Origin of the sequence: Prescottella equi (assembly GCF_020171745.1) — a bacterium.
Lineage (GTDB): Bacteria > Actinomycetota > Actinomycetes > Mycobacteriales > Mycobacteriaceae > Prescottella > Prescottella equi_A.
Genome location: NZ_JAIVAH010000027.1, coordinates 45,601 through 68,718, shown reverse-complemented (window position 1 = coordinate 68,718; position 23,118 = coordinate 45,601). Strand labels below are relative to the sequence as shown.

Genomic DNA, 23,118 nt, shown 5'->3' with positions numbered 1-23,118 from the left:
CTGGCCGGACCGTTCAGCCCGGCGGCTGGACGATCCGCACGCTCCGCGGCACCGAGCCGACGGTGAAGCCACCGCGGCGAGCGGCGGCCGCGAATGACTCCGGGGCGTCGTCGACGGCCCAGTTGCCGCGCTCGCCGGCGTCGTCGAACAACGCGGCCGCGTTCGGTGCCGTACCCGTGGTGAACCGGGTCTGGTAGCGCAGCCCGTCGCACGATCCGGCGAGCGCGGTCGCCCACTGCTGCGGGATCTCGTACGGGGTCACGGTGCACAGTTCGCGGGTGAGTCCGTAGTCCGCGGCCGCCTCGGCGCACGTGTCGGCCAGGGTGCGGCGGGCAGGCACTCGCAGCCGGGACAGCACGCGTTCGTCGGCGAACTCGTGGGAGATCACCCCGGCGCCGGCGAGCACCTCCCCGACCGTCTCCCGGATCGCGGTGCGCGCGTCGAACGCGACGTAACAGGTGCCGCGCGGTTCGGTCAGATCGAAGCGGCCCCGCCCCGACGACGCGAACCACCACGGACCGTTCTCTGCCTTGTGCCCGCGCCACAGCTGCCGGCGGGTGGTCAACGACCAGGTGGGAAACCCTGCGAGGGAACGGTTCCCGGGCGAGCCGAGCGCGACGACCTCACGGGTCATGCAGCCCACCGCTGCGCGTCGGCGCGGGCGGCGGTGCGGACCGGGTCGATGGGCCCGCCCCCGGTGAGCCAGTCCGCGGCGGACCGGCCGTCCAGCCCGTCCTGCGGGGTGCACAGCCACAGCGCGCCCGTCCACGGATCCGCGGCGGCGCGCAGAATGCGCCACACCTCGACGAGCGCCGGATGCACGGCGCCGCCGTCGGTGAACTGCCAGGTCGGGTAGACCCACTGGCCGTCGTCGAGTCGGCACGCGATGACCGCGTTGGTTGCGACCTTCTTGCTGACGGCCTGCCGGCTCACCCGCCACCAGCGGGTGAGGCCCGCGGTGTCGTAGAACGGCCCGACCATCTGGTCGTACACGTGGCTGGTGGGCAGCGCCGCGGACATCGCATCGGCGATGGCCTCGACGTCGGCGAACGTCTCGGCGGGGACCCCGGCCTCGGCCGCGGCGGCGAACGTGTCGTGCACGCGCTGCTTCAGCAGCGCCATCAACTCGTGCTCCTGCTCGACCAGCGATGCCCGCGTCGTCATGGCCCAGTCCTCTCACGCGTCAACCGTGTCAACCCAACCCTGTCACCACCAGTCAACCACGTCAACCACCGGCCGGCCGGGTGTCAGCGCCTGATCAGCGTCCGGACCAGACGCACGCCCTGCCCGAGCGAGACGTCGGGCAGGTAGGCGCGGCCGATCGCGTTGCCGATGCTCGGCAGCGCGACCGGATCGGGGAAACACATGTACATCGGCTCGTAGCGGGGCTGGAACTTCGACTTGAACGCCAGCAGCGACCGGAACCCGTACACCGGTTCGAGGGTCTGCCCGAGGACCTCGAGTAGCGAGTCCATCGCCTCGGACAACCCGGGCCGCACGTCGCTCGGCACGTCCGCCTGCTCGCCGTCCTGCACCGTCGCCAGCGGCGCGCCGGACAGGCTCACGAACTCGGCGCCCTCCTGCTCGAGCAGCAATGCCGCCGACGCGATGAGGAACTCCATCGCCGGACGGAAGGCGTCCGCGGTGCCGCGCCGACGCATGAAGTCCAGCGTCCACCCGACCACCCGGCCGTCCCGGTACACCGGCAGCCACGACGTCACCCCGTGCACGGTGCGCTCTTCGTCGACGGCGATGAGGCAGCGCACCTCGGGGTCGTCCATCTCCTGCAGGCCGCCGAGCGTGAACCCCATCTCGGGCATGCCCTTGTCGGCCACCCATTCCTCGGAGATCGCGGTGATCTGGTCGGTGATCGCGAGCGGCGCGGTGGGGAAACTGACCCACTCGGCGGTGATCCCCGACTTCGCCGCCTTGTTCAGCGCGGTGCGCACGTCCTGGAACTTCTTGCCGGTGAACGCGATCGAGCCCAGGTCGAGGACCGTCTCCTCGGCCACCTGCACGCCCACCCAGCCCTGTGCCTCGGCCGCGTCCCGCACGTCACCGGTCACCGAGTAGTAGCACGGCACCCAGCCGTTGGACGCCGCGAACTCGGCGAACCCGACGACGTCGTCGCGCACCCGGTCCGGCCGGCCCACCGGTCCGCCGGTCGTCAGCGCGACACCGCCGATCACCCGGTACGCGACGTAGCTGTCGCCGCCGGGGCCGAACCAGTAGGAGTTGCCGCGCCACGTCGTCATCCACGCCAGCGCGCTGCCCGATCCGTGCACGAGGATCTCGCGGGCCCGCTCGGCGGCACCGGTGTCGGCGCCGTGTGCGGGCCGCAGGAACGTGGCCCCCACCAGCACGCACACCGCGACCCAGAACACGACGCCGGTCCACTCGTAGAGCAGCGTCGACGCCCAGTCGTCCGGGAGCAGACGCGGATCGAGCATCTGCAGGTACACCGGCGGCACCAGTCGCTCCGGGAAGTCCGCGATCAGGGTCCAGGCGGTGGGGCGGCGGTCGAAACCGTTGCGCGCCCACAGTCCCCCGAGCACGTACAGCACGCCGAGACCAGCGACGAGCACCGCGAGCTTGCCGGCCAGCCTGCGATAAGTCTTCGGCGGCGCCTGCACGTCGAAGAGCTTGCGCGTCGCGAGCAGCAGGACCACCAGCGCGAGTGGCGTCAGGAACGGCGTGAGCGTCCGGTACACGTTGGGGGCGTCGAGGCCGTAGAAGAGCGACTCCTCGTCGGCGACGTCGATGTAGCGGACCACGAAGTTCAGCAGCGACAGCGCCAACAGCAGCAGTTGCGCGACGAGCGACGCGATCCAGGCGAACCGTCGCCCGCGGCGCAGGCCGTCGCACAGCACCAGCAGGAACACCGACGGCATCAGGCTGATCAGTGTCGGGCCGAGACCGGACAGGCGCAGATCGAGTTCGCCGCGCCGGCAGTCGAGGGAGGACTCGGACTCGGCGCAGATCTCGCGGACCTCGGCGGTCGTCCACGGCACCCCGCGGAACAGGTCGCGCAGCACCGACAGCGGGCCGACGGCGTGCGGCGACAGCGCGGCCAGCATCGTCCCGATCGAGGTGGCGGCCACGACGATCGCGACCAGCACCCGACCCTCCCGTCGAGTCCCGGAGATCCGCGGGCCCCGGGCGGACCGCCCGACGATCCACGGGCCGATACACAACCCCACGATCACCGCGCCGAGGCGGATCACGTCCTGCAACTGCCCGGCGAACAGCACCAGGGTGATCGTGAGCGCGAGCAGGCCCACCCGGATCCGTCTGCGCCACAGGGTGTCCATCGAGGCGCTCGCCACCATCGCGACACCCGCGATCCACGTCGTCGGCCCCACTGCGGTCCCGATGTGCAACCGGAACCCCCAGTCGGCGTCGAGCAGTTTCACCACCGACGCCACCGCGAGACCCACCAACGCTCCCGCGACCTGTGTGATCAGCGCCGAGAGCGCGAACCGCCCGGACCCCATCCGCCGCTCGAGCGGAGCGGCCACCAGGAACACCAGCACGGTCGCACCGAGATAGCCGGCGAGCCCGGGTGCCCACAGCCCCGCACTGAGGCTGGTCCACAACCGCCAGTGTTCGACGGGGCCGATCCCGACGGCGAGATGACGGTCGACGAACTGGCCGGGACCGTGGACGATCGAGTCGGTCGCGAACCCGAGCACCCACATGACGGCGAGCAGGGTGATGCTGACCGGCGCTCCGGCCGCCCCGTAGCGGAGCAACTCGGAGACCCGGCGCGCGTACCGGCGGAGCGTTGTCACGAGATCAGTCCCATTCTCTTGGCCAGCCAATCCATTTCGTTTCGCAGGCCCGCCGACCACACCGCGAAACTGTGGCTGCCCGGCACCTCCACGTACTGCACGTCCATACCCGCGTCCCGCGCCGCCGCGAAGACCTTCTGCGCGCCGCCGCGGTACGCGTCGTCGCGCGTGCCCACGACGATGATCCCCGCCGTGTCCGGATAGCGTCGGGACTTCATCAGATCCAGCGGATTCACCGCGACGAACGCGGCCTCGTCGCCGCCGAACGCCTCGTCGACGGTCCGTTTGCGGTCACCGAGCGTCGGCTCCTCCTGGCCGGACAGGTCGAGGAACGTCGGATAGACCTCCGGATGGTTGGTCGCCAGCTGCAGCGAACACGTTCCGCCGTACGACAAGCCGCCGACCGCCCAGGACCGCGGATCGGGGTCGACCTGTAGGTGCGACTTGATCCACGCGGGCACGTCGACCGCGAGATAGCTTGCGACCTTCCCCAGTTGCGAGTCGAGACACAACGGGTTGGCCAGTTGCGACCCGGTGCCGTCGGGTACGACGACCACCGGGGCGAGGCCGTGGTGGTCGCGCGCGAACGCATCCATCGTCATCGCGAGCTTGCCGCCGTTCAGCCAGTCCTCCGGCGACCCGGGCTGGCCCGCCAACATCACGAGGACCGGCAGCAGGGGCCGCGGATCGGCGAAGTAGGCGGGCGGCAGGTAGACGACGGCGTCGCGCGCGGCGAATCCCGATGTGGCTCCGGGGATCGCGACCGTGGTGTACCGGCCGCTCGCGGGAAGATCGTTCGGGGCCCGTGGCGCCCACGCGTCCTCGAGTGGACGCCCGGTGACGACGGGATCCGTCGGGGGCGGCACCTGCACGAAGTCGATCCGATCCGGGTCCGGTAGTCCGAGGGCGGTTCCCACGGTGGGGTAGGCGTAGAACACCAGGTTGATCTGCACGGCGACCGCGAGCACGACGGCCAGCGCCGCGAGCACCGTGACCGGCACCGTCCACTTGCGCGCGGTGAACGCCCGCGGGACCACCAGCAGGACCGCCCACAGTCCGATGCCGATCCACACGTACACCGACGTCTCGATCGGGTCGGGGAACGGCTTCCACACCTTCTCGACGATCACCCACAGCAGCAGCGTCGCGGCGACCGCGCCGACGATCGACGCGGGCAGCGCCCAGCGCACGAACCACCGACGCCGGCCGGCGAGCAACCAGCCCGCGCCGGCGATTCCGCAGACCGCGAGGACGACGGGCAGTGGCCCCGAGACCAGCGAGAGTCGATCGAGCCACCCGAACATCGAACCTCCGCGCTGTCGTTTCCCCCACCGGTATACCGCCCGGCGCCGCAGTGAGACCGATACCACACCGGCCCCGCCGAAGTTACTACCGCCAGTAGTAAGCATTCGGGGAGGGCGGTCCGTAGAATCGGAGCATGGCTGGACTCGGCGAGCTCGAACGTGCGGTGATGGACCATCTGTGGTCGGTGACGGAGCCTCAGACTGTGCGGCAGGTGCACGAGGCACTCGCCACCAGGCGCGAACTCGCGTACACCACGGTCATGACCGTGTTGCAGCGACTTGCCAAGAAGCACCTCGTGATCCAGCAGCGTGACGACCGCGCGCACCGCTACCTACCCATGCACGGACGCGACGAGCTCGTCGCGAGCCTGATGGTGGACGCACTGCAGCAGGCCGACGCGTCCGGCGAGCGTGCCGCGGCGCTGGTGCACTTCGTGGGGCAGGTCGGCGCCGACGAGGCCGCCGCGCTGCGCGAGGCGCTCGCCGCGCTCGAGGCGGCCGAAGCCGCGAAGTCCGAGTCTGTGACGCAGGTCGGGGATCCCGTTCGCCCCACCGGGCTGCGTCCGGGCACCGGACGAGCGAGCTGAGGCTCCCGCCGCCATGACCTGTAAACGATGAACGCCCCCACGGCGCTCGCCTTCGGGCTGCTCGCGCTCGCACTCACCGGTCCCGTGCCGGCACTGCTCAGTCGCGCCCGCTGGCCGTTCCGCGCCCCCCGGGCCGCCCTGGTGCTGTGGCAGGCGATCGCACTTGCCGCGGTTCTGTCCGCCTTCAGCGCGGGCCTCGCGATCGCCAGTCGGTTGCTGGTTCCCGGCCCGGACGGGCGTCCCACCACCGAGCCGATGGCCGAGATCGACGCACTCGGGTGGCCGTTGTGGATCCTGTACGTCGTCGTGTTCGGCCTCACCCTGCTGATCGGCGCCAAACTGATCTTCTCGATGGTGCGGGTGGGAGTGCACACCCGCCGACGGCGCGCCCGCCACCGCATGCTCGTCGACCTCCTCGACCGCGGCGACATCTCGACCGCACTCGGCACGTTCCCGGGTGTCCGGGTGCTCGACGCCGCGGAGCCGATCGCGTACTGCCTTCCGGGTCTCCGTCAGCGGGTAGTACTCAGCGAGGGCACGCTGAACTCACTCAACGACGCCGAGGTCACCGCGATCCTCACGCACGAGCGGTCCCACCTGCGCGCCCGGCACGATCTGGTCCTCGAGGCGTTCACCGCCGTCCACCACGCCTTCCCGCGGGTGGTGCGGTCGAAGTCCGCCCTCGGCTCGGTGCAGTTGCTCGTCGAACTCCTCGCCGACGATTCGGCCGTCAAGGTCACCGGCCCCGGCCCGCTCGCCCGCGCGCTGGTCACGTGCGCCAATTCCACCGCGCCGCGCGGGGCGATGGCGGCCGGCGGCCCCAGCACCCTGGTGCGGGTCCAGCGGCTCACCGACTCGGCCGGTGACATCCGGATCGCCGCGGCCGCATACGCCGGCGCCGCCGCGATCCTCGTGGTGCCGACCATCGCCGTCGCGGTGCCGTGGCTGGTGGAGCTGAGCCGGCTGTTCTCGACCGGACAGCCCTGATTCGACGAAAGTAGCGCTGGTCACACCTGGTGCCGTGCGTCGTCGACCGTCGACGCCATCGCGTACACTCGATTGCGGTCGCTGCTGCGGCCCGATCAATCAATGTGCGGCACACAGCCCCATCTCTCCCGCAAGAAGCGCACGGATGGCCAGGTGAAATGTGCCCTGGCTCGTCTCTTCGTGCGGCTGCATGACAGCCCGCTCCGCGACGCGCCCTACGTCCGGAGAGGTAATTCCGCGTGACCACTGCTGCCCAAGATCCGTCGGTACAGGAGAGCCAGGACGACATCGTCGTCCCGGCACCCGTCGAAGCCGAGGCTCCCGAGTCCACCGAGGCCCCCGAAACCGCTGAGGCCCCCGAGGCAGTCGAGGCCGTCGAGGCCACCGAGACTGAAATCGCCGAGGGCGAGGACACCGAGGCTGACGAGGCCGAGCCCGAGGCCGAGCCCGAGATGACGTTCGCCGAGATCGGCCTGCCCGAGCCCGTCGTCGCCGCGCTGGCCCGCAACTCGATCACGGTGCCGTCCCCGATCCAGGCGATGGCCATCCCGGATGCGATCGCCGGCAAGAACATCCTCGGCCGCGCACAGACCGGTTCCGGCAAGACGCTGGCTTTCGGTCTGCCGATGCTGGCGCGCCTGGCCCGCCACGAGGACCGCCCGGCGCCCAAGCGTCCGCGCGCGCTGGTCCTCGTGCCGACCCGCGAACTCGCATTCCAGGTCGTCGATTCGCTCACCCCGTACGCCGGTTCGCTCGGACTCAACGTGCGCGCAGCCGTCGGCGGTACCCCCTTCACCAAGCAGGTCGACCAGCTGCGTCGCGGCGTCGACATCCTCGTCGCCACCCCCGGCCGTCTCGGCGACCACCTGCGGCAGAACACCTGTGTTCTCGGCGAGATCGAGATGACCGCGCTCGACGAGGCCGACCAGATGGCCGACATGGGCTTCCTGCCCGAGGTCCGCACGCTGCTCGGCGACACCCCGAACGACAGCCAGCGCCTGCTGTTCTCGGCGACCCTGGACAACGACGTCAAGACGCTTGTGCGCGAGTTCCTGCCCGAGCACGAGCTGCACTCCACGCAGGACGGCCGCGCCTCGGTCACCACGATGGACCACTACGTGCTGCTCGTCGACCGCGGCGACAAGGACGCCGTCCTCGCCGAGATCGCGTCCCGCAAGGGTGGCCGCACGATCATGTTCGCGCGCACCAAGCTGGGCGCCGAGGGCATCACCGAGCGTCTGCGCGAGAAGGGTGTCGCGGCCGAGGCTCTGCACGGCGGCAAGGCCCAGAATCAGCGCACCCGCGTGCTGGAGCGCTTCAAGACCGGCCGCACCCCGGTGCTGGTGGCGACGGACGTCGCCGCGCGCGGCATCCACGTCGACGGCATCGACCTCGTCGTGCACGTCGACCCGCCGCAGGACCACAAGGACTACCTGCACCGTGCCGGCCGCACCGCCCGCGCGGGCGAGGCGGGCGTCGTCGCGGCGATCGTGCTGCCGAACCAGCGACGGATGTTCCGCCGCCTGACGGGTATGGCCGGCGTGAACGCCACCGCCGTCCCCGTGTTCCCCGGCTCGGAGGAGCTGGCGACCATCACCGGCGCGCAGGCACCGAGCGGTGAACCGGTGCGGGACAGCTACTTCGGCAGCGAGCGCGGCGACCGTCGTGAGCGTTCGTTCGGCGACCGTGGTCCGCGCCGCGAGGGCGGTTTCCGCGGCAACCGTGACGACCGCGGCCCGCGTCGCGACTTCGGTGACCGTGGCCCGCGCCGGGACTTCGGCGACCGGGACAACCGCGGACCGCGCCGCGAGGGTGACGGTGGCGGCTTCCGCGGCAACCGTGACGACCGCGGCCCCCGCCGCGACTTCGGCGACCGCAACCAGGGCGAGCGTAACTTCGGCGACCGCGGCCCGCGCCGCGAGTTCGACGGCCCCCGCCGCGACTTCGGCGACCGGGACAACCGCGCTCCCCGCCGCGAGGGTGACGGTGGCGGCTTCCGCGGCAACCGTGACGACCGCGGCCCCCGCCGCGACTTCGGCGACCGCGACAACCGTTCGTTCGGCAACCGCGATGATCGTGGCCCCCGTCGGGACTTCGGGAATCGCGATGATCGTGGCCCGCGTCGCGACTTCGGCGACCGGGACAACCGTGGCCCCCGCCGTGACGGCGACGGTGGCGGCTTCCGCGGACAGTCGAACAACCGGGACGATCGCGGACCCCGTCGCGACTTCGGCGACCGGGACAACCGTGGCCCCCGCCGCGAGGGTGACGGTGGCGGCTTCCGCGGCAACGATTCTCGCGGTGGCGACTCGCGCGGTGGTGGGTTCCGCGGCGATCGGGACAATCGTTCGTTCGGCAACCGTGACGACCGCGGCCCGCGTCGCGACTTCGGCGACCGCGACAACCGCGGACCGCGCCGTGACGGCGAGGGTGGCGGCTTCCGCGGACAGTCGAACAACCGGGACGATCGCGGACCCCGTCGCGACTTCGGCGACCGCGACAACCGCTCGTACGGTGACCGCCGCAACTCCTCGGGCCCGTCCGAGCAGCGCAGCAACGGTTTCCGTAGCCGCACGGACCGTCGTAGCTACGACGGGTTCGACGGTCCGCACCGCAACCGCAACGCGTAGCACTCCGGTCGTCTGATCGACCGGATACCAACCTCATTCGGCCCCGGCCGCCCTTCAGTGGGCGGCCGGGGCCGAATGCATGTCAGGCGTCACGTCCCGAACAGCGGGGCCGGTTCGCGTCACGGTGGGGTCTCGGGGGAAGCTGTAACCATGACCTCCGAGACTTCTGCCAGCACCGAGGCTGCCCGCGCCCAGATCGGCGTCACCGGGCTCGCCGTAATGGGATCCAACATCGCCCGCAACTTCGCCCGCCACGGACACACGGTGGCCCTGCACAACCGCAGCATCGCGAAGACCGACGCGCTTCTGGCCGCGCACGGCGACGAGGGTGACTTCGTCCGCACCGAGACCATCGAGGAGTTCGTCGGCGCGCTGCAGAAGCCGCGACGCGTGCTCATCATGGTCAAGGCCGGCGACGCGACGGACGCGGTCATCGAGGAACTCGCGGACGCGATGGAGCCCGGCGACATCATCATCGACGGCGGTAACGCGCTGTACACGGACACGATCCGCCGCGAGGCGGCGCTGCGCGAGCGGGGCCTGCACTTCGTCGGCGCCGGCATCTCCGGCGGCGAGGAGGGCGCGCTCAACGGGCCTTCGATCATGCCGGGCGGCCCCAAGGAGTCGTACGCGGCGCTGGGCCCGCTGCTCGAGTCGATCTCGGCGCACGTCGACGGCACCCCGTGCTGCACGCACATCGGCCCGGACGGCTCGGGACACTTCGTGAAGATGGTGCACAACGGCATCGAGTACGCCGACATGCAGCTGATCGGCGAGGCGTACAACCTGTTCCGTGACGCGCTCGGCTTCGACGCCGAGCAGGTCGCCGAGGTGTTCACCGAGTGGAACGCCGGCGACCTGGAGAGCTACCTGGTGGAGATCACCGCTGAGGTGCTGCGCCAGAAGGACGCGAAGACCGGCAAGGCGCTGGTCGACGTCATCGTCGACGCCGCCGAGCAGAAGGGCACCGGCCGCTGGACGGTCAAGTCGGCACTCGATCTGGGTGTGCCGGTGACCGGTATCGCCGAGGCTGTGTTCGCCCGCGCGCTGTCCGGTTCGCGCGAGCAGCGCAAGGCGGCGCAGGGGCTCGCGTCCGGCGAGTTGGGTGCCAAGCCGACCGACGTCGCACAGTTCACCGAGGACATCCGTCGCGCGCTGTACGCGTCGAAGATCGTCGCGTACGCGCAGGGCTTCGACCAGATCCGCGCCGGCAGCGACGAGTACGGCTGGGACCTGACCCCCGGCGACATGGCCACGATCTGGCGCGGTGGCTGCATCATCCGCGCCCGCTTCCTGAACCGGATCAAGGAGGCGTACGACACCAACCCGGGTCTGACGTCGCTGATCGTCGAGCCGTACTTCCGTGAGGCGATCGAGAACGCGATCGACAGCTGGCGTCGGGTCGTCGTCACGGCGACCACGCTGGGCATCCCGGTGCCGGCGTTCGCGTCGTCGCTGTCGTACTACGACGGCCTGCGCGCCGAGCGGCTGCCGGCCGCGCTGACCCAGGGTCAGCGCGACTTCTTCGGCGCCCACACCTACGAGCGCGTCGACATGCCGGGCAAGTTCCACACCCTCTGGAGCGGTGACCGCTCCGAGATCGAGGCCTGAGCCTCCCTGTCCGACACACGGATCGGGGCGGACGCTGCGGCGTCCGCCCCGCCGCGTTTGTGACGGTCAGGCCTCGTGCAGCCGGCGGTGCAGCAGGTGCACGTCCTCGACGAGTTCCGGGATCGGCCCGACGACGGTCACCTCGGGCGCGATCTCCTGGATCGGCAGCGGACGCACCGGCGCCGGCGGCACCCCCATCTCACCGAGCCACGACACCAGTTGCGCGGTGGAGGCGACGTAGACGATGCGGCCCAGGCCCACCCACGCGTGCGCGGCCGCGCACATCGGGCAGTGCTCCCCCGACGTGTACACCGTCGCGCCGGCGCGTTCCTCGGCGCTCAGGTTCTCGGCGGCCCAGCGGGCCAGTTCGAACTCGGGATGCCGCGTGCTGTCGCCGTCGGCGATCCGGTTGCGGTCCTCCGCGACCGCGGTGCCGTCGGCGGTCGCGAGCACCGACCCGAAGGGCTCGTCGCCCGCCAGCAGGGCCTCCGCCGCGAGTTCGACGCAGCGCTGCAGGTGCCGGAACTCGACCTCGGTAACCACTTCGGAACGCCCCGATTCGGACACATCTACCTCCTCATTCACACGGAACCGCGATTGTGTCACCCCGCGGTAGCCTGTGACTTCACGACCGGAAGGCCCGCGCCACCCATGTCCGACCGTCCCCTCCCCACGTTCGCGCAGCTCGGTCTGCCCACCACCCTGGTGCACGCCCTCGGCCGCGCGGGTATCTCGGCGCCGTTCCCGATCCAGGCCGCAACCATCCCCGACATCCTCGCCGGGCGCGACGTCCTCGGCCGCGGCCCCACCGGGTCCGGCAAGACACTGGCGTTCGGTCTGCCGCTGCTGGTGCGCCTCAAGGGCGGCGCGAGCCGGCCGTCGCGTCCGCGCGCGGTGGTCCTGGCCCCCACCCGCGAGCTGGCCGCGCAGATCGAGAAGGCGCTCGACGAACCGGCGCTCGCATTGGGACTGCGGACCGCCACGATCGTCGGCGGCGTCCCCTTCAAGGGGCAGGCCGTCAAACTGTCGCGCACCGTGGACGTCGTGATCGCGACGCCGGGTCGGCTGGCCGATCACGTGGCGCAGGGCACGATCACGCTCGACGACGTCCGCGTCACCACCGTCGACGAGGCCGACCACATGGCCGAGCTGGGGTTCCTGCCGCAGGTCACCGAGATCCTGGACCGCACCCCGGAGTCCGCGCAGCGGCTGCTGTTCTCCGCGACCCTCGACGGCGAGGTCGACACGCTCGTCGCCCGCTATCTGCACGACCCGGTCACCCACGCGACCGCGGAGGCCGTCGCGGCCGTCGACTCGATGGAGCATCACGTGCTGCACGTGCCGCGAGAGATCAAGTACCCCACCGTCGCCCGGATCGCGGCCCGGGAGGGCCGGACGCTGCTGTTCGTCCGCACCAAGGCGGGCGTGGACCGGCTCACCGACGAGTTGCGGGCGGTCGGGGTCGCGGCGGGCGGCCTGCACGGCGACAAGCCGCAGGGGCACCGCACCCGGGTGCTCGCCGAGTTCGCCGACGGCACCCTGCCGGTGCTGGTCGCCACCGATGTCGCGGCGCGCGGCATTCACGTCGACGACATCTCGCTCGTCGTGCACGTCGACCCGCCCACCGAGCCCAAGGCGTACTTGCACCGCGCGGGACGCACCGCCCGCGCCGGCGAATCGGGTGTCGTGGTGACGGTGGTGACCGAGGACGAGCGCGGGCCCGCCGCGAAGGTGATGCGGGCCGCCGGGGTGGACGTCGACCCGCTCACCGTCGGCGGCCGCGACCGCCGCTGGGAGGCGGTGACCGGCGCACGCGAGCCCAGCGGCACCCCCGTCCCCGAGCGAGAGGTACCCGCCCCGCCGAAGAAGGACACCCCCGCGGATCGGCGGGGTCCGGGGCCGCAGCGCGGGTTCCGCGGGCGCGGTGGGCCGCGCCGGGACGGCACCGCGCGTCCCGCGAACGGCCAGAGCCGGCGTCGACGCGGAGGAAGCTGACCCATGTCCGGGCTGCCCGTCGCCGCGATCGTGTGCGCGCTGATTGCCGCGTTCCTGTTCGCGTGCGCGTCGGTGGCGCAGCAGACCGCGGCGGCGCAGGTTCCGGAGGACCGATCGCTCATCGCGGCCCTGGTGCGCAGCCCGCGCTGGTGGGCGGGCATCGTCGGGGACGGCGGCGGCTATCTGTTCCAGGTGATCGCGCTCGCGCTCGGGTCGGTGCTGGTGGTGCAGCCGCTGCTGGTGTCGATGCTGCTGTTCGCGCTGCCGCTGTCGGCACGGTTCTCGGGGCACCGGCTCACCCGCCAGACGTGGGCGCTCGCGATCGCGCTCACGGCGGCGCTGGCGGTGTTCCTCGTCGTCGGTAATCCCACCGAGGGCGGCACCGACGCGCCATGGGCGCAGTGGTCGGTGCCGCTGATCGTGGTGGTGGCACTCGTCGCCGTCGCGACCGCGTTCGGGTTGTCGCCGCGGATGGATCCGGGGTGGCGGGCACTGCTGCTGGGCAGCGCCAGCGGCGCGCTCTACGGCGTGGCGGTCGCGTTCACCAAGTACGTCACCGATCTGCTCGAGCACGGCGTCGGGCACCTGCTCGGTGCGTGGCAGACCTACGCCCTGCTCGCCGCCGGGATCATCGGCGTGTACCTGCAACAGCGCGCGTTCCAGGTGGGTCCGCTGTCGGCGTCGCTGCCCGCCATGACGATCGGTGAACCGGTGGTCGCGATCTTCCTCGGCATGACCGTGCTGGACGAGCGCCTGCAGGTCTCCGGGTTCGGTCTCGCGGTGGTCGTCGCCGCGGTCGTGGTGATGCTGGCGACCACGATCGCACTGTCCCGCGAGCAGGCCACGCTGCAGCCCGATCCGGAGTCGGTCGCGAGCTGACGGGAATGTCCGGCGCCCCCGCAGGCGTTGGCACGATCACCAGTGAAACTTTCAACTACTTCGCCCCTGGAGGAATCGTGAGCACGTCCGCCCGCACGGCACAGGTCTTCCGCCTCGGCACCCCGTGGCCGGCGCTCGACCCGTTCCTGTTCGCCGTGCACCACGTCGACCACTACCCGCAGGGCACCCCGGACCTGACGCCCGCCGTCGACGTCTCCGACCGCCCGCTCGGCCAGGACTTCGGCAACCCGTCCGGCTGGAACATGTACCACGGCACCACGGTGCCCGGATTCCCCGCGCACCCGCACCGCGGGTTCGAGACCATCACCGTGGTCCGGCGCGGGTTCGTCGACCATGCCGACTCCACCGGCGCGTCCGCCCGCTACGGCGGCGGCGACGTGCAGTGGGTCACCGCCGGCGGCGGCGTCAGCCACTCCGAGATGTTCCCGCTGCTGAACCAGGACGGCGACAACGACTTCGAGCTGTACCAGATCTGGCTCAACCTGCCCGCGCGCGACAAGTCCGCGCCGGCCCAGTTCACGATGCTGTGGAACGAGGACATCCCCGACGTCGAAGTCGGCGACGGCGCCCGCGTCCGGGTGATCGCCGGCCGTTTCGGCGACCACGAACCCCTGGCACCGCCCACCAACTCGTGGGCGGCCGACGCGGATTCGGATGTCGCGCTGTGGCTGGTGGACCTCGAACCGGGCGCGGCGATCGACCTGCCCGCCGCGGCGTCCCCGGACGCCCGCCGGGTGCTCTACGTGCACGGCGACGGCGCCCGCGTCGACATCGCCGACACCGACGTCGAATCCGGCTGGGGTTACGCCCCCGACGACGGCGACGCGCTGACCGTGCGCGCCGAGACCGCGGCGACGCTCCTGGTACTGCAGGGAGTCCCGATCGGGGAACCGGTCGCGGCCCGCGGACCGTTCGTGATGAACACCGAACGGGAGATCCTCGAGGCGTACGACGACTACCGCCGCACCGGTTTCGGGGGCTGGCCGTGGCCTGACGAGGCACCCGTCCACGACCGGGACGCCGGCCGCTTCGCCCGCTACGGCGACGGACGCGTCGAACGACCGGATCCGACACCCGCCCGATAGCGGGCGCACACGCCGTCTGCGCATTACGCTCGGCGACTGTGCAGTTCCTCGAAGGGCAGCGCCCGCCGTACGACCTCACCTACGACGACGTGTTCCTGGTCCCGAACCGGACCGACGTGGCGTCACGCTTCGACGTGAACCTCTCGACGTCGGACGGGTCGGGAACCACCATCCCGATCGTCGTCGCCAACATGACCGCGGTCGCCGGACGGCGGATGGCCGAGACCGTCGCCCGGCGCGGCGGACTCGTCGTCATTCCGCAGGACGTGCCGTCGTCCGCGGTCGCCGAGACCGTCGCGTTCGTCAAGAGCCGGCACCTGGTCGCGGACACCCCGATCACGCTGGACCCGGAGGACGCCGTCTCGGACGCGCTGACGCTGCTGCACAAGCGGGCGCACCGCGCCGCGGTGGTGGTCGACGGCGGCAAGCCGGTCGGCGTGCTCACCGAGTCGTCGTGCGCGGACGTCGACCGATTCACCCGCGTCGGCGCGGTCGCGGTGCGCGACTTCGCCACCGCCCCGGTCACCGCCACCCCGCGCGAGGTGTTCGGGCTGCTCGAGTCGCGGCACGATCCGTTGGTGGTGATCGTCGACGCCGACGGCATGCTTGCCGGCGTCCTCACCCGCACCGGCGCGATCCGGGCCGGGATCTACACGCCCGCGGTCGACGTGCACGGACGGCTGCGGATCGCCGCGGCGGTCGGGGTCAACGGGGATGTCGCCGCCAAAGCGAAAGCACTCGCCGACGCCGGCGCCGACCTGTTGGTGCTCGACACCGCCCACGGCCACCAGCAGCGGATGCTCGAAGCGCTGCGCGCGGTCGCTGCGCTGGGCCTCGGCGTGCCGCTCGCGGCCGGCAACGTGGTCTCGGCGCAGGGCACCCGCGACCTGATCGACGCGGGCGCGAACATCGTCAAGGTCGGTGTCGGTCCGGGTGCGATGTGCACCACCCGCATGATGACCGGTGTGGGCCGGCCCCAGTTCTCGGCGGTCGCCGAGTGCTCCGCCGCGGCGCGTGAACTCGGCGCGCACGTGTGGGCGGACGGCGGGGTCCGTCATCCCCGCGACGTCGCGCTCGCGCTGGCGGCGGGCGCGTCCAACGTGATGGTCGGCTCGTGGTTCGCCGGCACGTACGAGTCGCCGGGCGAGCTTCGGATCGACCGGGACGGTAACCGGTACAAGGAGAGCTTCGGCATGGCGTCCAAGCGCGCCGTCGCGGCCCGCACCGTGGACGACACCGCGTTCGATCGCGCCCGCAAGGGCCTGTTCGAGGAGGGCATCTCGAGTTCCCGGATGCGTCTCGATCCCGCCCGGCCCGGCGTCGAGGATCTGCTCGACCACATCTGCTCGGGGGTGCGGAGCACGTGCACGTACGCCGGGGCCCGCACGCTCGACGAACTGCACGACAAGGCCGTCGTCGGCGTGCAGTCGGCGGCCGGGTTCGCGGAGGGGCGCCCGCTGCCGTCCGGTTGGTGACACAACCCCCGCGCGATGTCTGTTTGATCCCGTTCAAGTCGCGTCCGATATCGCGCCCGATATAGTGGTGGCTTCGTTTCCGGAAATATCGTCGGCGCTACATCGGTTGAAACCGACGATATGCGCCGCCCGACAGAGAGGACACAGGTGCCCGAGGCACCCATACACACGCCCCCCGACGCACAGCCCGTCGCGACCGCATCAGGTCCGGACGCGGAGTCCGAGGGCTCCTCTACCGAGCCGGGTGACAAACCCGGCGGCCCCAGTAGCTCCCACTTCCCTGTGCGGGTGGTGCTGACGTGAACGTCGCACTGACCGTCCTCAGCCTGGTCGGCTTCATCGCCTTGACCGCAGGCACCGCCCTCTTCGTGGCGGCAGAATTCTCCCTGACCGCGCTCGAGCGCAGTACCGTCGACGCCCATGCGCGCGGCGGCGACCGTCGTGCGCGGCAGGTCCAGCACGCGCATCGCACGCTGTCGTTCCAGCTCTCCGGCGCTCAGTTGGGCATCACGATCACGACGCTGATCACCGGATACCTGGCCGAGCCGGTGCTCGCCCGCTTCATCACCCCGCTGCTCACCGGTGTCGGCGTGTCCGATTCCACGGCCGGCGGCATCTCACTGGCCCTCGCGCTGATCATCGCGACGTCGTTCTCGATGATCTTCGGCGAGCTGGTTCCCAAGAACCTGGCGATCTCGAAGCCGCTGCCGACCGCCCGCGCCACCGCGGGCCTGCAGGCCGGCTTCTCGCTGATCTTCAAGTGGGCGATCAACGGCCTCAACGGCACCGCGAACTGGGTGGTCCGCCGCCTCGGCATCGAGCCCGCAGAGGAACTGCGGTCGGCCCGGTCCCCGCAGGAACTCGGGTCGCTGGTTCGCACGTCCGCCGAGCGCGGATCCCTCGACGCCGGCACCGCGCTGCTGGTGAACCGGTCGCTGCGGTTCGGCGAACTCAGCGCCGAGGAGCTCATGACCCCGCGCGTGAAGATCGAATCGCTCGACACCGACGCCACGGTCGCCGACCTGCTCGAGGCGGCGTCCCGCACCGGGTTCTCCCGGTTCCCGATCGTCGACGGCGACCTCGACAACACGATCGGCGTCGTGCACATCAAGCACGCGTTCACGGTGCCGGCCGCCCGTCGGTCGACCACCCGGTTGGACTCGCTCGCGCAGGCTGTGCCCGTGGTGCCGTCGACCCTGGACGGCGACGCGGTGATGGAACAGGTCCGCGCCGACGGCATGCAGGTCGCGCTCGTCGTCGACGAGTACGGCGGCACCGCCGGCATGGTGACGATGGAGGACCTCATCGAGGAGATCGTCGGTGACGTCCGCGACGAACACGACGAGCCGGAGATCGACGTCCAGCGGGTGGGCCACAGCTGGGCCTGCTCCGGACTGCTGCGCACCGACGAGGTCGGCCGCGCCACCGGCTACCTCGCCCCCGAGGGCGAATACGACACGCTCGGCGGGCTCGTGCTCACCTCCCTCGGCCGGATCCCGGTCGAGGGCGACGAGGTGGCGCTGCCCGACGCGAACGGTCTGCCGCTCGGCCCCGACGGCCGCGGCTGGATCGCGCGGGTCCTGACGATGGACGGCCGCCGCATCGACCGGGTGCTGCTCACCCCGGTCCCGGCGCTCGAGACCACCCGGGAGGTGACCCACCATGGGTGATCTGTTCGGTGTTCTGCTCACCGTCGTCCTGCTGGCCGGCAACGCGTTCTTCGTCGGCGCCGAGTTCGCGCTCATCACCGCCCGACGTGACCGCCTCGAGGCGCTGCACGCGCAGGGCAAGAAGCGCGCGGCCACCGTCATCAAGGCCGGCGAGAACCTGTCGTTGATGCTCGCCGCCGCCCAGCTGGGCATCACGATCTGCTCGATCCTGCTCGGCAAGGTCGGCGAGCCCGCCATCGCGCACCTCATCGAGGCGCCGATGGATGCGCTCGGCGTGCCCGACGGCCTGCTCCACCCGATCGCGTTCACGATCGCGTTGGGCCTGGTCGTGGTCCTGCACATCCTGCTCGGCGAGATGGTCCCGAAGAACATCGCGATCGCCGGCCCGGAGAAGACCGCGATGCTGCTGGTGCCGGCGCACCTGGCGTTCATCAAGGTCGCCAGGCCGCTGATCGCGTTCTACAACATCAGCGCCAACGGCATCCTGAAGATGCTGCGCGTCGAACCCAAGGACGAACTCGACGTGACGGTGTCCACGCTGGAGTTGTCCGAGATGATCGGCGAATCCCACACCGAGGGCCTGATCGACGAGGAGGAGCACCGCCGGCTCACGCAGGCGCTCGAGACCGAGGGCCGCACCGTCGCCGACGTCATGATCCCGTCGGCGAAGATGCGCACCGTCCCGTTCGCGGACGGCGGCACTACCCTGGGTGCGGTCGAGCAGGCGGTCGTCCAGACCGGCTACTCGCGCTACCCGGTGCGCGGCGCCGACGGCGCCCTGATCGGCTACCTGCACCTCAAGGACGTGCTGGACCGGATCGCCGACGAGTCCGCCGGACCCGAGACGGTGATCCCGCGCTCGGACATCCGCCGGCTGCCGCTGATCTCGGTGACGCTGCCCCTCGACGACGCGCTCGCCCGCCTGCGTCGCACGAACTCGCACCTCGGTGCAGTGGTCGACGCGTCGGGCGCGGTGATCGGTATCGTCGCGCTCGAGGATCTGGTCGAGGAGTTCGTCGGCACCGTGCGCGACGGCACCCACCGGATCGTCGACGTCGTACCCGGTCAGAAGGCGGTCTGAGAGTAGTGAGTTCGGCAGTTCTGCCGGAAGAGGTGTGGACTGCCCGACGAGACCGCCACCGCGAGGTGGTGGCGGATCTCGTCGGGCCGCACCTGCAGCGCAAGGCCGCAGGCGTCAAGCACCCGGTGCACGACTTCCTGTTCACGTACTACAGCGTCAAGCCGAACCACCTGCGACGCTGGCACCCCGGTTTCGGGACCGCACTCGCGGGCCACTCGGCGCAGGACTACCTGATCTACTCCGGGTACCAGGCCTCGGACGATCTGGTGTCCCTCTCCCCCGATGTCCTGGCGCGGCGCCGCGAGACGGTCGAGTTCGTCGCGACGCTGCTGTCCGCCACCGCCGGACGGCGCCCGCAGCTGAGCTGCTTCGGCCTGCACGAGTGGGCGATGGTGTACCGCGGCGGCGAGGAGGCCGTCCGGCACACGTCGGTACCGCTGCGCCTCGGGCACGCCGGCACCGACACCGTGGTCGAGTCGATGCAACTGCGCTGCACGCACTTCGACGCGTTCCGCTTCTTCACCCCCGACGCGGTCCCCCGCAACGAGATCCCGCTCTCGCGGGACGCGCAGGTCGCGCGAGAGCAGCCGGGCTGCCTGCACGCGGGCATGGACCTGTACAAGTGGGCGTCCAAGCTGGGGCCGCTGATCGAATCCGAGCTCGTCATCGACTGTTTCCGTCTGGCAACGGATGCGCGGGAGCTGGACATGAAGGCCAGCCCGTACGACCTCACGGAGTACGGCTACGAACCCGTCCGCATCGAGACCCCGCAGGGCCGCGCCGACTACGTCCGCGAGCAGGTGGCGCTGTCGGAGCGGGCCGCGCAGCTACGGGCCCGCCTGGTCGAACGCTGCCGGAACCTGCTGGCCACGAGTCCCAATTAGCTATATCCAGCCGTCACAGCTATCTTGGTCGACGGTCTGGGGGGGGACATCTTCACGCATATCTCGCGCGCTCTCCGCAGCCTTGCGGCGCCCGCCCGGGACGCCGATGCACACCATCGCCGCGTCCCACGCGGCACCGAATTCAGGGGGAATTCTCATGGCTCGTCATGCTGCGAAACCGAACCGTTGGGCGCGCCGCGCCGTCGTCGCCGGCGCACTGCCCGTCGCGATCGTCGCCGCCTCGGCCGGCACCGCGAACGCGCAGGACGCCGGATCCGCGAACATCCCGGCCCTGCCCGAGCTGCCGCAGATCGAGGTTCCGCCGCTGTACAACCCGGTTGACCTGAACGAACGGCCTTTCAACTTCCTCCGGCCGGGCTACGCCCCCACGCCGGAGCAGCGGATCGCGGATTACACCGACACGGGGCAGCTGCTCGGGGCCTACACCGGCAGCTTGGTGGGCGCACTCGGCAGCACCGTCGTGGGCGGCGGCGCCATCACGATCGGCGCGATCGCAGCTGGGATCGTCGGACCTGCCGCCCTCGGCCCGGTGAGCACCGCGCTCGGAGCGGTGACCGTCGGTGGTCTGGTCGCGGGCGGCTCCCTGGGCGCCGAACTCGGTGGCCAGGCGGGCGCCGGACTGGCCCGCCAGCAGAATGCCCCTGCCCCGTTCGGGTCCTGACGCCTGGTCGGGCCCGGGCACATTGCGTCCCGGGCTCGACCCCCGGCACCGCGAGTAGCCTCGGTTGTGTTGATCTGGCGAAAACGTAGGTGGCGGAATGGTCGACGTCGACACCCTCGGACCCCACCGGGAGTCCGGTCCGTCGGCCGGTCACGGCCGGTTGCCGGCGGATCTCACCAGTTTCGTCGGCCGCCGCCACGAACTGACCGCGGTACGCAACGCGCTAACCAGTGGCCGTCTCGTGACGCTGACCGGCATCGGCGGGGTCGGCAAGACCCGGCTCGCGCTGCGCGTGGCGACCTCCGTCCGGCGGAACTTCCCCGACGGCGTGTGGCTGATCGAACTCGCCGACGTCCACGACCCGGCATTCGTCGTCGACGTGGTCGCCACCACGCTGGGCGTACGCGACTACACCGGACGGCCACCCCGGGAGGCCCTCGTCGAGGCCCTGGCGCACGGCTCGAGGCTGCTCGTGCTCGACAACTGCGAACAGGTGATCGATGCGGTGGCCGAGCTGGTCCAATCGTTGCTGGAACGATGCCCCGGGCTGCACGTCCTAGCCACCAGCCGGGAACGACTCGGGCTCGGGTGCGAAACCGTCGTACCGGTGTCCCCGTTGACCACGCCGAGCCGGGACCGGTCCGAGCCGGTGATCAAGGTGTCCCGCTTCGACGCGGTCGCCCTGTTCGCCGAACGCGCCGCCTCCGCGGTGCCGGGTTTCGCACTGACCGACGACAACACCCCCACGATCGCCAAGATCTGTGCTCGGCTCGACGGGCTGCCGCTGGCGATCGAACTGGCGGCGGCCCGGACCCGGGCACTGTCGCCCGAACAGATCCTGCAACGCCTCACCGACCGCCGCGGCATGCTCACGTGGAGCAGCCGCGGCGTACCTCCCCGACAGCAGACGCTGAAATGGAGCATCGGGTGGAGCTACGACCTGTGCACTCCCGACGAGCAGCAACTGTGGCGGCGGCTGTCGCTGTTCACCGGAAGCTTCGACATCGACGACGTCGAGCACATCTGCGGGGAGGATTGCGGAGGCGACCTGCTCGACATTCTCGCGTCGCTGGTGGACAAGTCGATCATCGTCCGCGACGACGCCCCCGACCGCGCCCGCTATCGGATGCTCGACACGGTCCGAGGTTTCGGGCGCGAACAGTTGGACGACACGACCGGGGACGCGAATCTCCGGCTGCGGTTCCGCGACTGGTACGCCCGCATGGCGCTGGACGCCGAGGCCGACTGGATCAGTCCCCGGCAACTCGACTGGAGCGGCCGGGTGCGGGTGGAACTGCCGAATCTGCGGGAGGCGTTCGAGTTCGCGCTCGACGAGGCCGACGGCAGCGCACTGCCACTCGCGGCGGCGCTCTACCCGTTCTGGATCGCGCGTGGCCTGTTCGCCGAGGGCCGCCGCTGGCTCGACCGCGCACTCGATCAAGCGCACCCCCAACCGACCGCGCTACGGGCCAAAGCGCTTTTCGCGGCGGCGATCCTGGCCGCGTTCCAGGGCGATCTCGCGGCCGCAGGTGCCCGAGCCGAGGCCGCCCTCGAACTCGATTCGCCGTCGGCCGAACCGATCACCCGGGCCTACATCGCGATGGCGGATGGAATCACGGCGTTCTGCAGCGGCGACCTCGAGCGGGCACGAGTGCGTCTGCGGTTCGCCACCGACACCCCCGGCGTCGCCGACCATCCACAGCTTCAGCTCGAGGCGCTGAGTCTGCTCGGCTGGGCGCACGTCGGTGACCACACCTCGCAGGCACTCACCTTCCAGGGCCGCGCACTCGCCATCGCGCAGGGGCACGGCGAGTACATTCATCGCGGCTACTCCCTGTGGGCCAACGGGGTCGACACATGGCGATCCGGCGATCGCGACCACGCCACAGAACTTCTCGAAGCGGGATTGCGCCTCACACAGCAGACCGACGATCCGTTGATGGTGTTCACGTGCCTGCAGGCGCTGGCCTGGCTCACCGCCGAGACCGGTCAGGCGCGACGCGCGGCCGTCATCATGGGCGCGGCCGACGCCCATCGCCGGCTCGTCGGCAGCAACCCGGTCTTCTTCCCCAACCTGCTCGTCCACCAACTCGACTTCGAGAAGACGGTCCGTGGAGCTCTCGACGCTGCGACGCTCGACGCCGCCCACCGCCAGGGTGCATCGATGACCACCGCGGACGCGATCGCGTACACGCTCGGCGAGCAGACCCGAGAACCGAGCGCTCCAGGGCAAGATCGGACGGTGCTGACCAGACGTGAACACGAGGTCGCGAAACTCATCGCGGAGGGCCTGACCAACAAGGAGATCGCGGCCCGGCTGACCATCTCCCGCCGCACCGTCGACGGCCACGTCGACCACATCCTCACGAAGCTCGGCTTCACCTCACGGGTGCAGGTCGTCTCCTGGATCGCCGAGTCCGCCCCGAGAGACTGACC

General features: G+C 70.9%; 18 protein-coding genes. 13 read left to right on the top strand and 5 right to left on the bottom strand.

Annotated elements, in window-relative coordinates; genetic code table 11:
* Positions 1–13 precede the first annotated feature (13 nt).
* The 4 genes from LCL87_RS21715 to LCL87_RS21700 form a co-directional block, all read right to left on the bottom strand.
* Positions 14–634: an RES family NAD+ phosphorylase gene (locus LCL87_RS21715; RefSeq protein ID WP_225023517.1), complete on the bottom strand. Its 621-nt coding sequence runs from the start codon at positions 632–634 to the stop codon at positions 14–16.
* Positions 631–1,164, bottom strand: a complete 534-nt coding sequence (locus LCL87_RS21710; protein WP_225023516.1) for a hypothetical protein — start codon at positions 1,162–1,164, stop codon at positions 631–633. Before LCL87_RS21710 ends, LCL87_RS21715 begins: the two co-directional genes overlap by 4 nt.
* 83 nt (positions 1,165–1,247) lie before the next feature.
* A complete protein-coding gene (locus LCL87_RS21705; protein ID WP_225023515.1) occupies positions 1,248–3,791 on the bottom strand; it encodes a DUF2156 domain-containing protein in 2,544 nt (847 codons plus the stop codon).
* A complete protein-coding gene (locus LCL87_RS21700; RefSeq protein ID WP_225023514.1) occupies positions 3,788–5,095 on the bottom strand; it encodes an alpha/beta hydrolase-fold protein in 1,308 nt (435 codons plus the stop codon). Before LCL87_RS21700 ends, LCL87_RS21705 begins: the two co-directional genes overlap by 4 nt.
* A 134-nt stretch (positions 5,096–5,229) precedes the next feature.
* Between LCL87_RS21700 and LCL87_RS21695 the strand changes: the two genes are divergently transcribed.
* The 4 genes from LCL87_RS21695 (at position 5,230) to gnd (ending at position 10,910) form a co-directional block, all read left to right on the top strand.
* On the top strand, positions 5,230–5,682 hold the full coding sequence (locus LCL87_RS21695; protein ID WP_225023513.1) for a BlaI/MecI/CopY family transcriptional regulator: 453 nt from the start codon (positions 5,230–5,232) through the stop codon (positions 5,680–5,682).
* A 27-nt stretch (positions 5,683–5,709) separates the two neighbouring features.
* Positions 5,710–6,669 carry a M56 family metallopeptidase gene (locus tag LCL87_RS21690; protein WP_225023512.1) on the top strand — a complete coding sequence of 320 codons (960 nt, stop codon included), beginning with the start codon at positions 5,710–5,712 and terminating at the stop codon, positions 6,667–6,669.
* A gap of 452 nt (positions 6,670–7,121) precedes the next feature.
* Complete coding sequence (locus tag LCL87_RS21685; protein ID WP_225023607.1) at positions 7,122–9,299, top strand: DEAD/DEAH box helicase; 2,178 nt, start codon at positions 7,122–7,124, stop codon at positions 9,297–9,299.
* 150 nt (positions 9,300–9,449) lie between these two features.
* Complete coding sequence (gnd, locus tag LCL87_RS21680; protein ID WP_225023511.1) at positions 9,450–10,910, top strand: NADP-dependent phosphogluconate dehydrogenase; 1,461 nt, start codon at positions 9,450–9,452, stop codon at positions 10,908–10,910.
* A 66-nt stretch (positions 10,911–10,976) separates the two neighbouring features.
* On the opposite strand, the gene LCL87_RS21675 is transcribed toward gnd, so the two are convergent.
* On the bottom strand, positions 10,977–11,477 hold the full coding sequence (locus LCL87_RS21675; protein ID WP_510850834.1) for a nucleoside deaminase: 501 nt from the start codon (positions 11,475–11,477) through the stop codon (positions 10,977–10,979).
* An 84-nt stretch (positions 11,478–11,561) separates the two neighbouring features.
* Here LCL87_RS21675 and LCL87_RS21670 point away from each other — a divergent pair, with 84 nt between their 5' ends.
* The 9 genes from LCL87_RS21670 to LCL87_RS21630 all read left to right on the top strand — a co-directional run bounded on the left by LCL87_RS21670 (position 11,562) and on the right by LCL87_RS21630 (position 23,116).
* Positions 11,562–12,905 carry a DEAD/DEAH box helicase gene (locus LCL87_RS21670; protein WP_225023510.1) on the top strand — a complete coding sequence of 448 codons (1,344 nt, stop codon included), beginning with the start codon at positions 11,562–11,564 and terminating at the stop codon, positions 12,903–12,905.
* Between the two features lie 3 nt (positions 12,906–12,908).
* The gene (locus LCL87_RS21665; RefSeq protein WP_225023509.1) at positions 12,909–13,784 is read left to right on the top strand and encodes a DMT family transporter; all 876 of its coding nucleotides are present in this window, start codon (positions 12,909–12,911) and stop codon (positions 13,782–13,784) included.
* 77 nt (positions 13,785–13,861) lie between these two features.
* On the top strand, positions 13,862–14,890 hold the full coding sequence (locus tag LCL87_RS21660) for a pirin family protein (RefSeq protein ID WP_225023508.1): 1,029 nt from the start codon (positions 13,862–13,864) through the stop codon (positions 14,888–14,890).
* Positions 14,891–14,928: 38 nt separating this feature from the next.
* Positions 14,929–16,365 carry a GuaB1 family IMP dehydrogenase-related protein gene (locus LCL87_RS21655; protein WP_225023507.1) on the top strand — a complete coding sequence of 479 codons (1,437 nt, stop codon included), beginning with the start codon at positions 14,929–14,931 and terminating at the stop codon, positions 16,363–16,365.
* Between the two features lie 299 nt (positions 16,366–16,664).
* Positions 16,665–18,035, top strand: coding sequence for a hemolysin family protein (locus tag LCL87_RS21650; RefSeq protein ID WP_225023506.1), 1,371 nt, complete (start codon positions 16,665–16,667; stop codon positions 18,033–18,035).
* On the top strand, positions 18,028–19,116 hold the full coding sequence (locus tag LCL87_RS21645) for a hemolysin family protein (RefSeq protein WP_225023505.1): 1,089 nt from the start codon (positions 18,028–18,030) through the stop codon (positions 19,114–19,116). The genes LCL87_RS21650 and LCL87_RS21645 overlap by 8 nt, the downstream gene beginning before the upstream one ends.
* A gap of 5 nt (positions 19,117–19,121) precedes the next feature.
* Positions 19,122–20,000: a 3-methyladenine DNA glycosylase gene (locus LCL87_RS21640; protein ID WP_225023504.1), complete on the top strand. Its 879-nt coding sequence runs from the start codon at positions 19,122–19,124 to the stop codon at positions 19,998–20,000.
* A 157-nt stretch (positions 20,001–20,157) separates the two neighbouring features.
* Positions 20,158–20,682 (top strand): hypothetical protein, encoded by a 525-nt coding sequence (locus LCL87_RS21635; protein ID WP_225023503.1) that lies wholly within the window; start codon positions 20,158–20,160, stop codon positions 20,680–20,682.
* A gap of 97 nt (positions 20,683–20,779) precedes the next feature.
* On the top strand, positions 20,780–23,116 hold the full coding sequence (locus LCL87_RS21630; RefSeq protein ID WP_225023502.1) for a LuxR C-terminal-related transcriptional regulator: 2,337 nt from the start codon (positions 20,780–20,782) through the stop codon (positions 23,114–23,116).
* Positions 23,117–23,118 lie beyond the last annotated feature (2 nt).

What these genes read in the sequence shown, in the direction of transcription:
- LCL87_RS21710 (WP_225023516.1), bottom strand. Translation starts at nt 1,164, where the DNA reads ATGACGACGCGGGCATCGCTGGTCGAGCAGGAGCACGAGTTGATGGCG.
- LCL87_RS21630 (WP_225023502.1), top strand. Translation starts at nt 20,780, where the DNA reads ATGGTCGACGTCGACACCCTCGGACCCCACCGGGAGTCCGGTCCGTCG.
- LCL87_RS21685 (WP_225023607.1), top strand. Translation starts at nt 7,122, where the DNA reads ATGACGTTCGCCGAGATCGGCCTGCCCGAGCCCGTCGTCGCCGCGCTG.
- LCL87_RS21635 (WP_225023503.1), top strand. Translation starts at nt 20,158, where the DNA reads ATGGCTCGTCATGCTGCGAAACCGAACCGTTGGGCGCGCCGCGCCGTC.
- gnd (WP_225023511.1), top strand. Translation starts at nt 9,450, where the DNA reads ATGACCTCCGAGACTTCTGCCAGCACCGAGGCTGCCCGCGCCCAGATC.
- LCL87_RS21645 (WP_225023505.1), top strand. Translation starts at nt 18,028, where the DNA reads ATGGGTGATCTGTTCGGTGTTCTGCTCACCGTCGTCCTGCTGGCCGGC.
- LCL87_RS21690 (WP_225023512.1), top strand. Translation starts at nt 5,710, where the DNA reads ATGAACGCCCCCACGGCGCTCGCCTTCGGGCTGCTCGCGCTCGCACTC.
- LCL87_RS21700 (WP_225023514.1), bottom strand. Translation starts at nt 5,095, where the DNA reads ATGTTCGGGTGGCTCGATCGACTCTCGCTGGTCTCGGGGCCACTGCCC.
- LCL87_RS21665 (WP_225023509.1), top strand. Translation starts at nt 12,909, where the DNA reads ATGTCCGGGCTGCCCGTCGCCGCGATCGTGTGCGCGCTGATTGCCGCG.
- LCL87_RS21670 (WP_225023510.1), top strand. Translation starts at nt 11,562, where the DNA reads ATGTCCGACCGTCCCCTCCCCACGTTCGCGCAGCTCGGTCTGCCCACC.
- LCL87_RS21695 (WP_225023513.1), top strand. Translation starts at nt 5,230, where the DNA reads ATGGCTGGACTCGGCGAGCTCGAACGTGCGGTGATGGACCATCTGTGG.
- LCL87_RS21715 (WP_225023517.1), bottom strand. Translation starts at nt 634, where the DNA reads ATGACCCGTGAGGTCGTCGCGCTCGGCTCGCCCGGGAACCGTTCCCTC.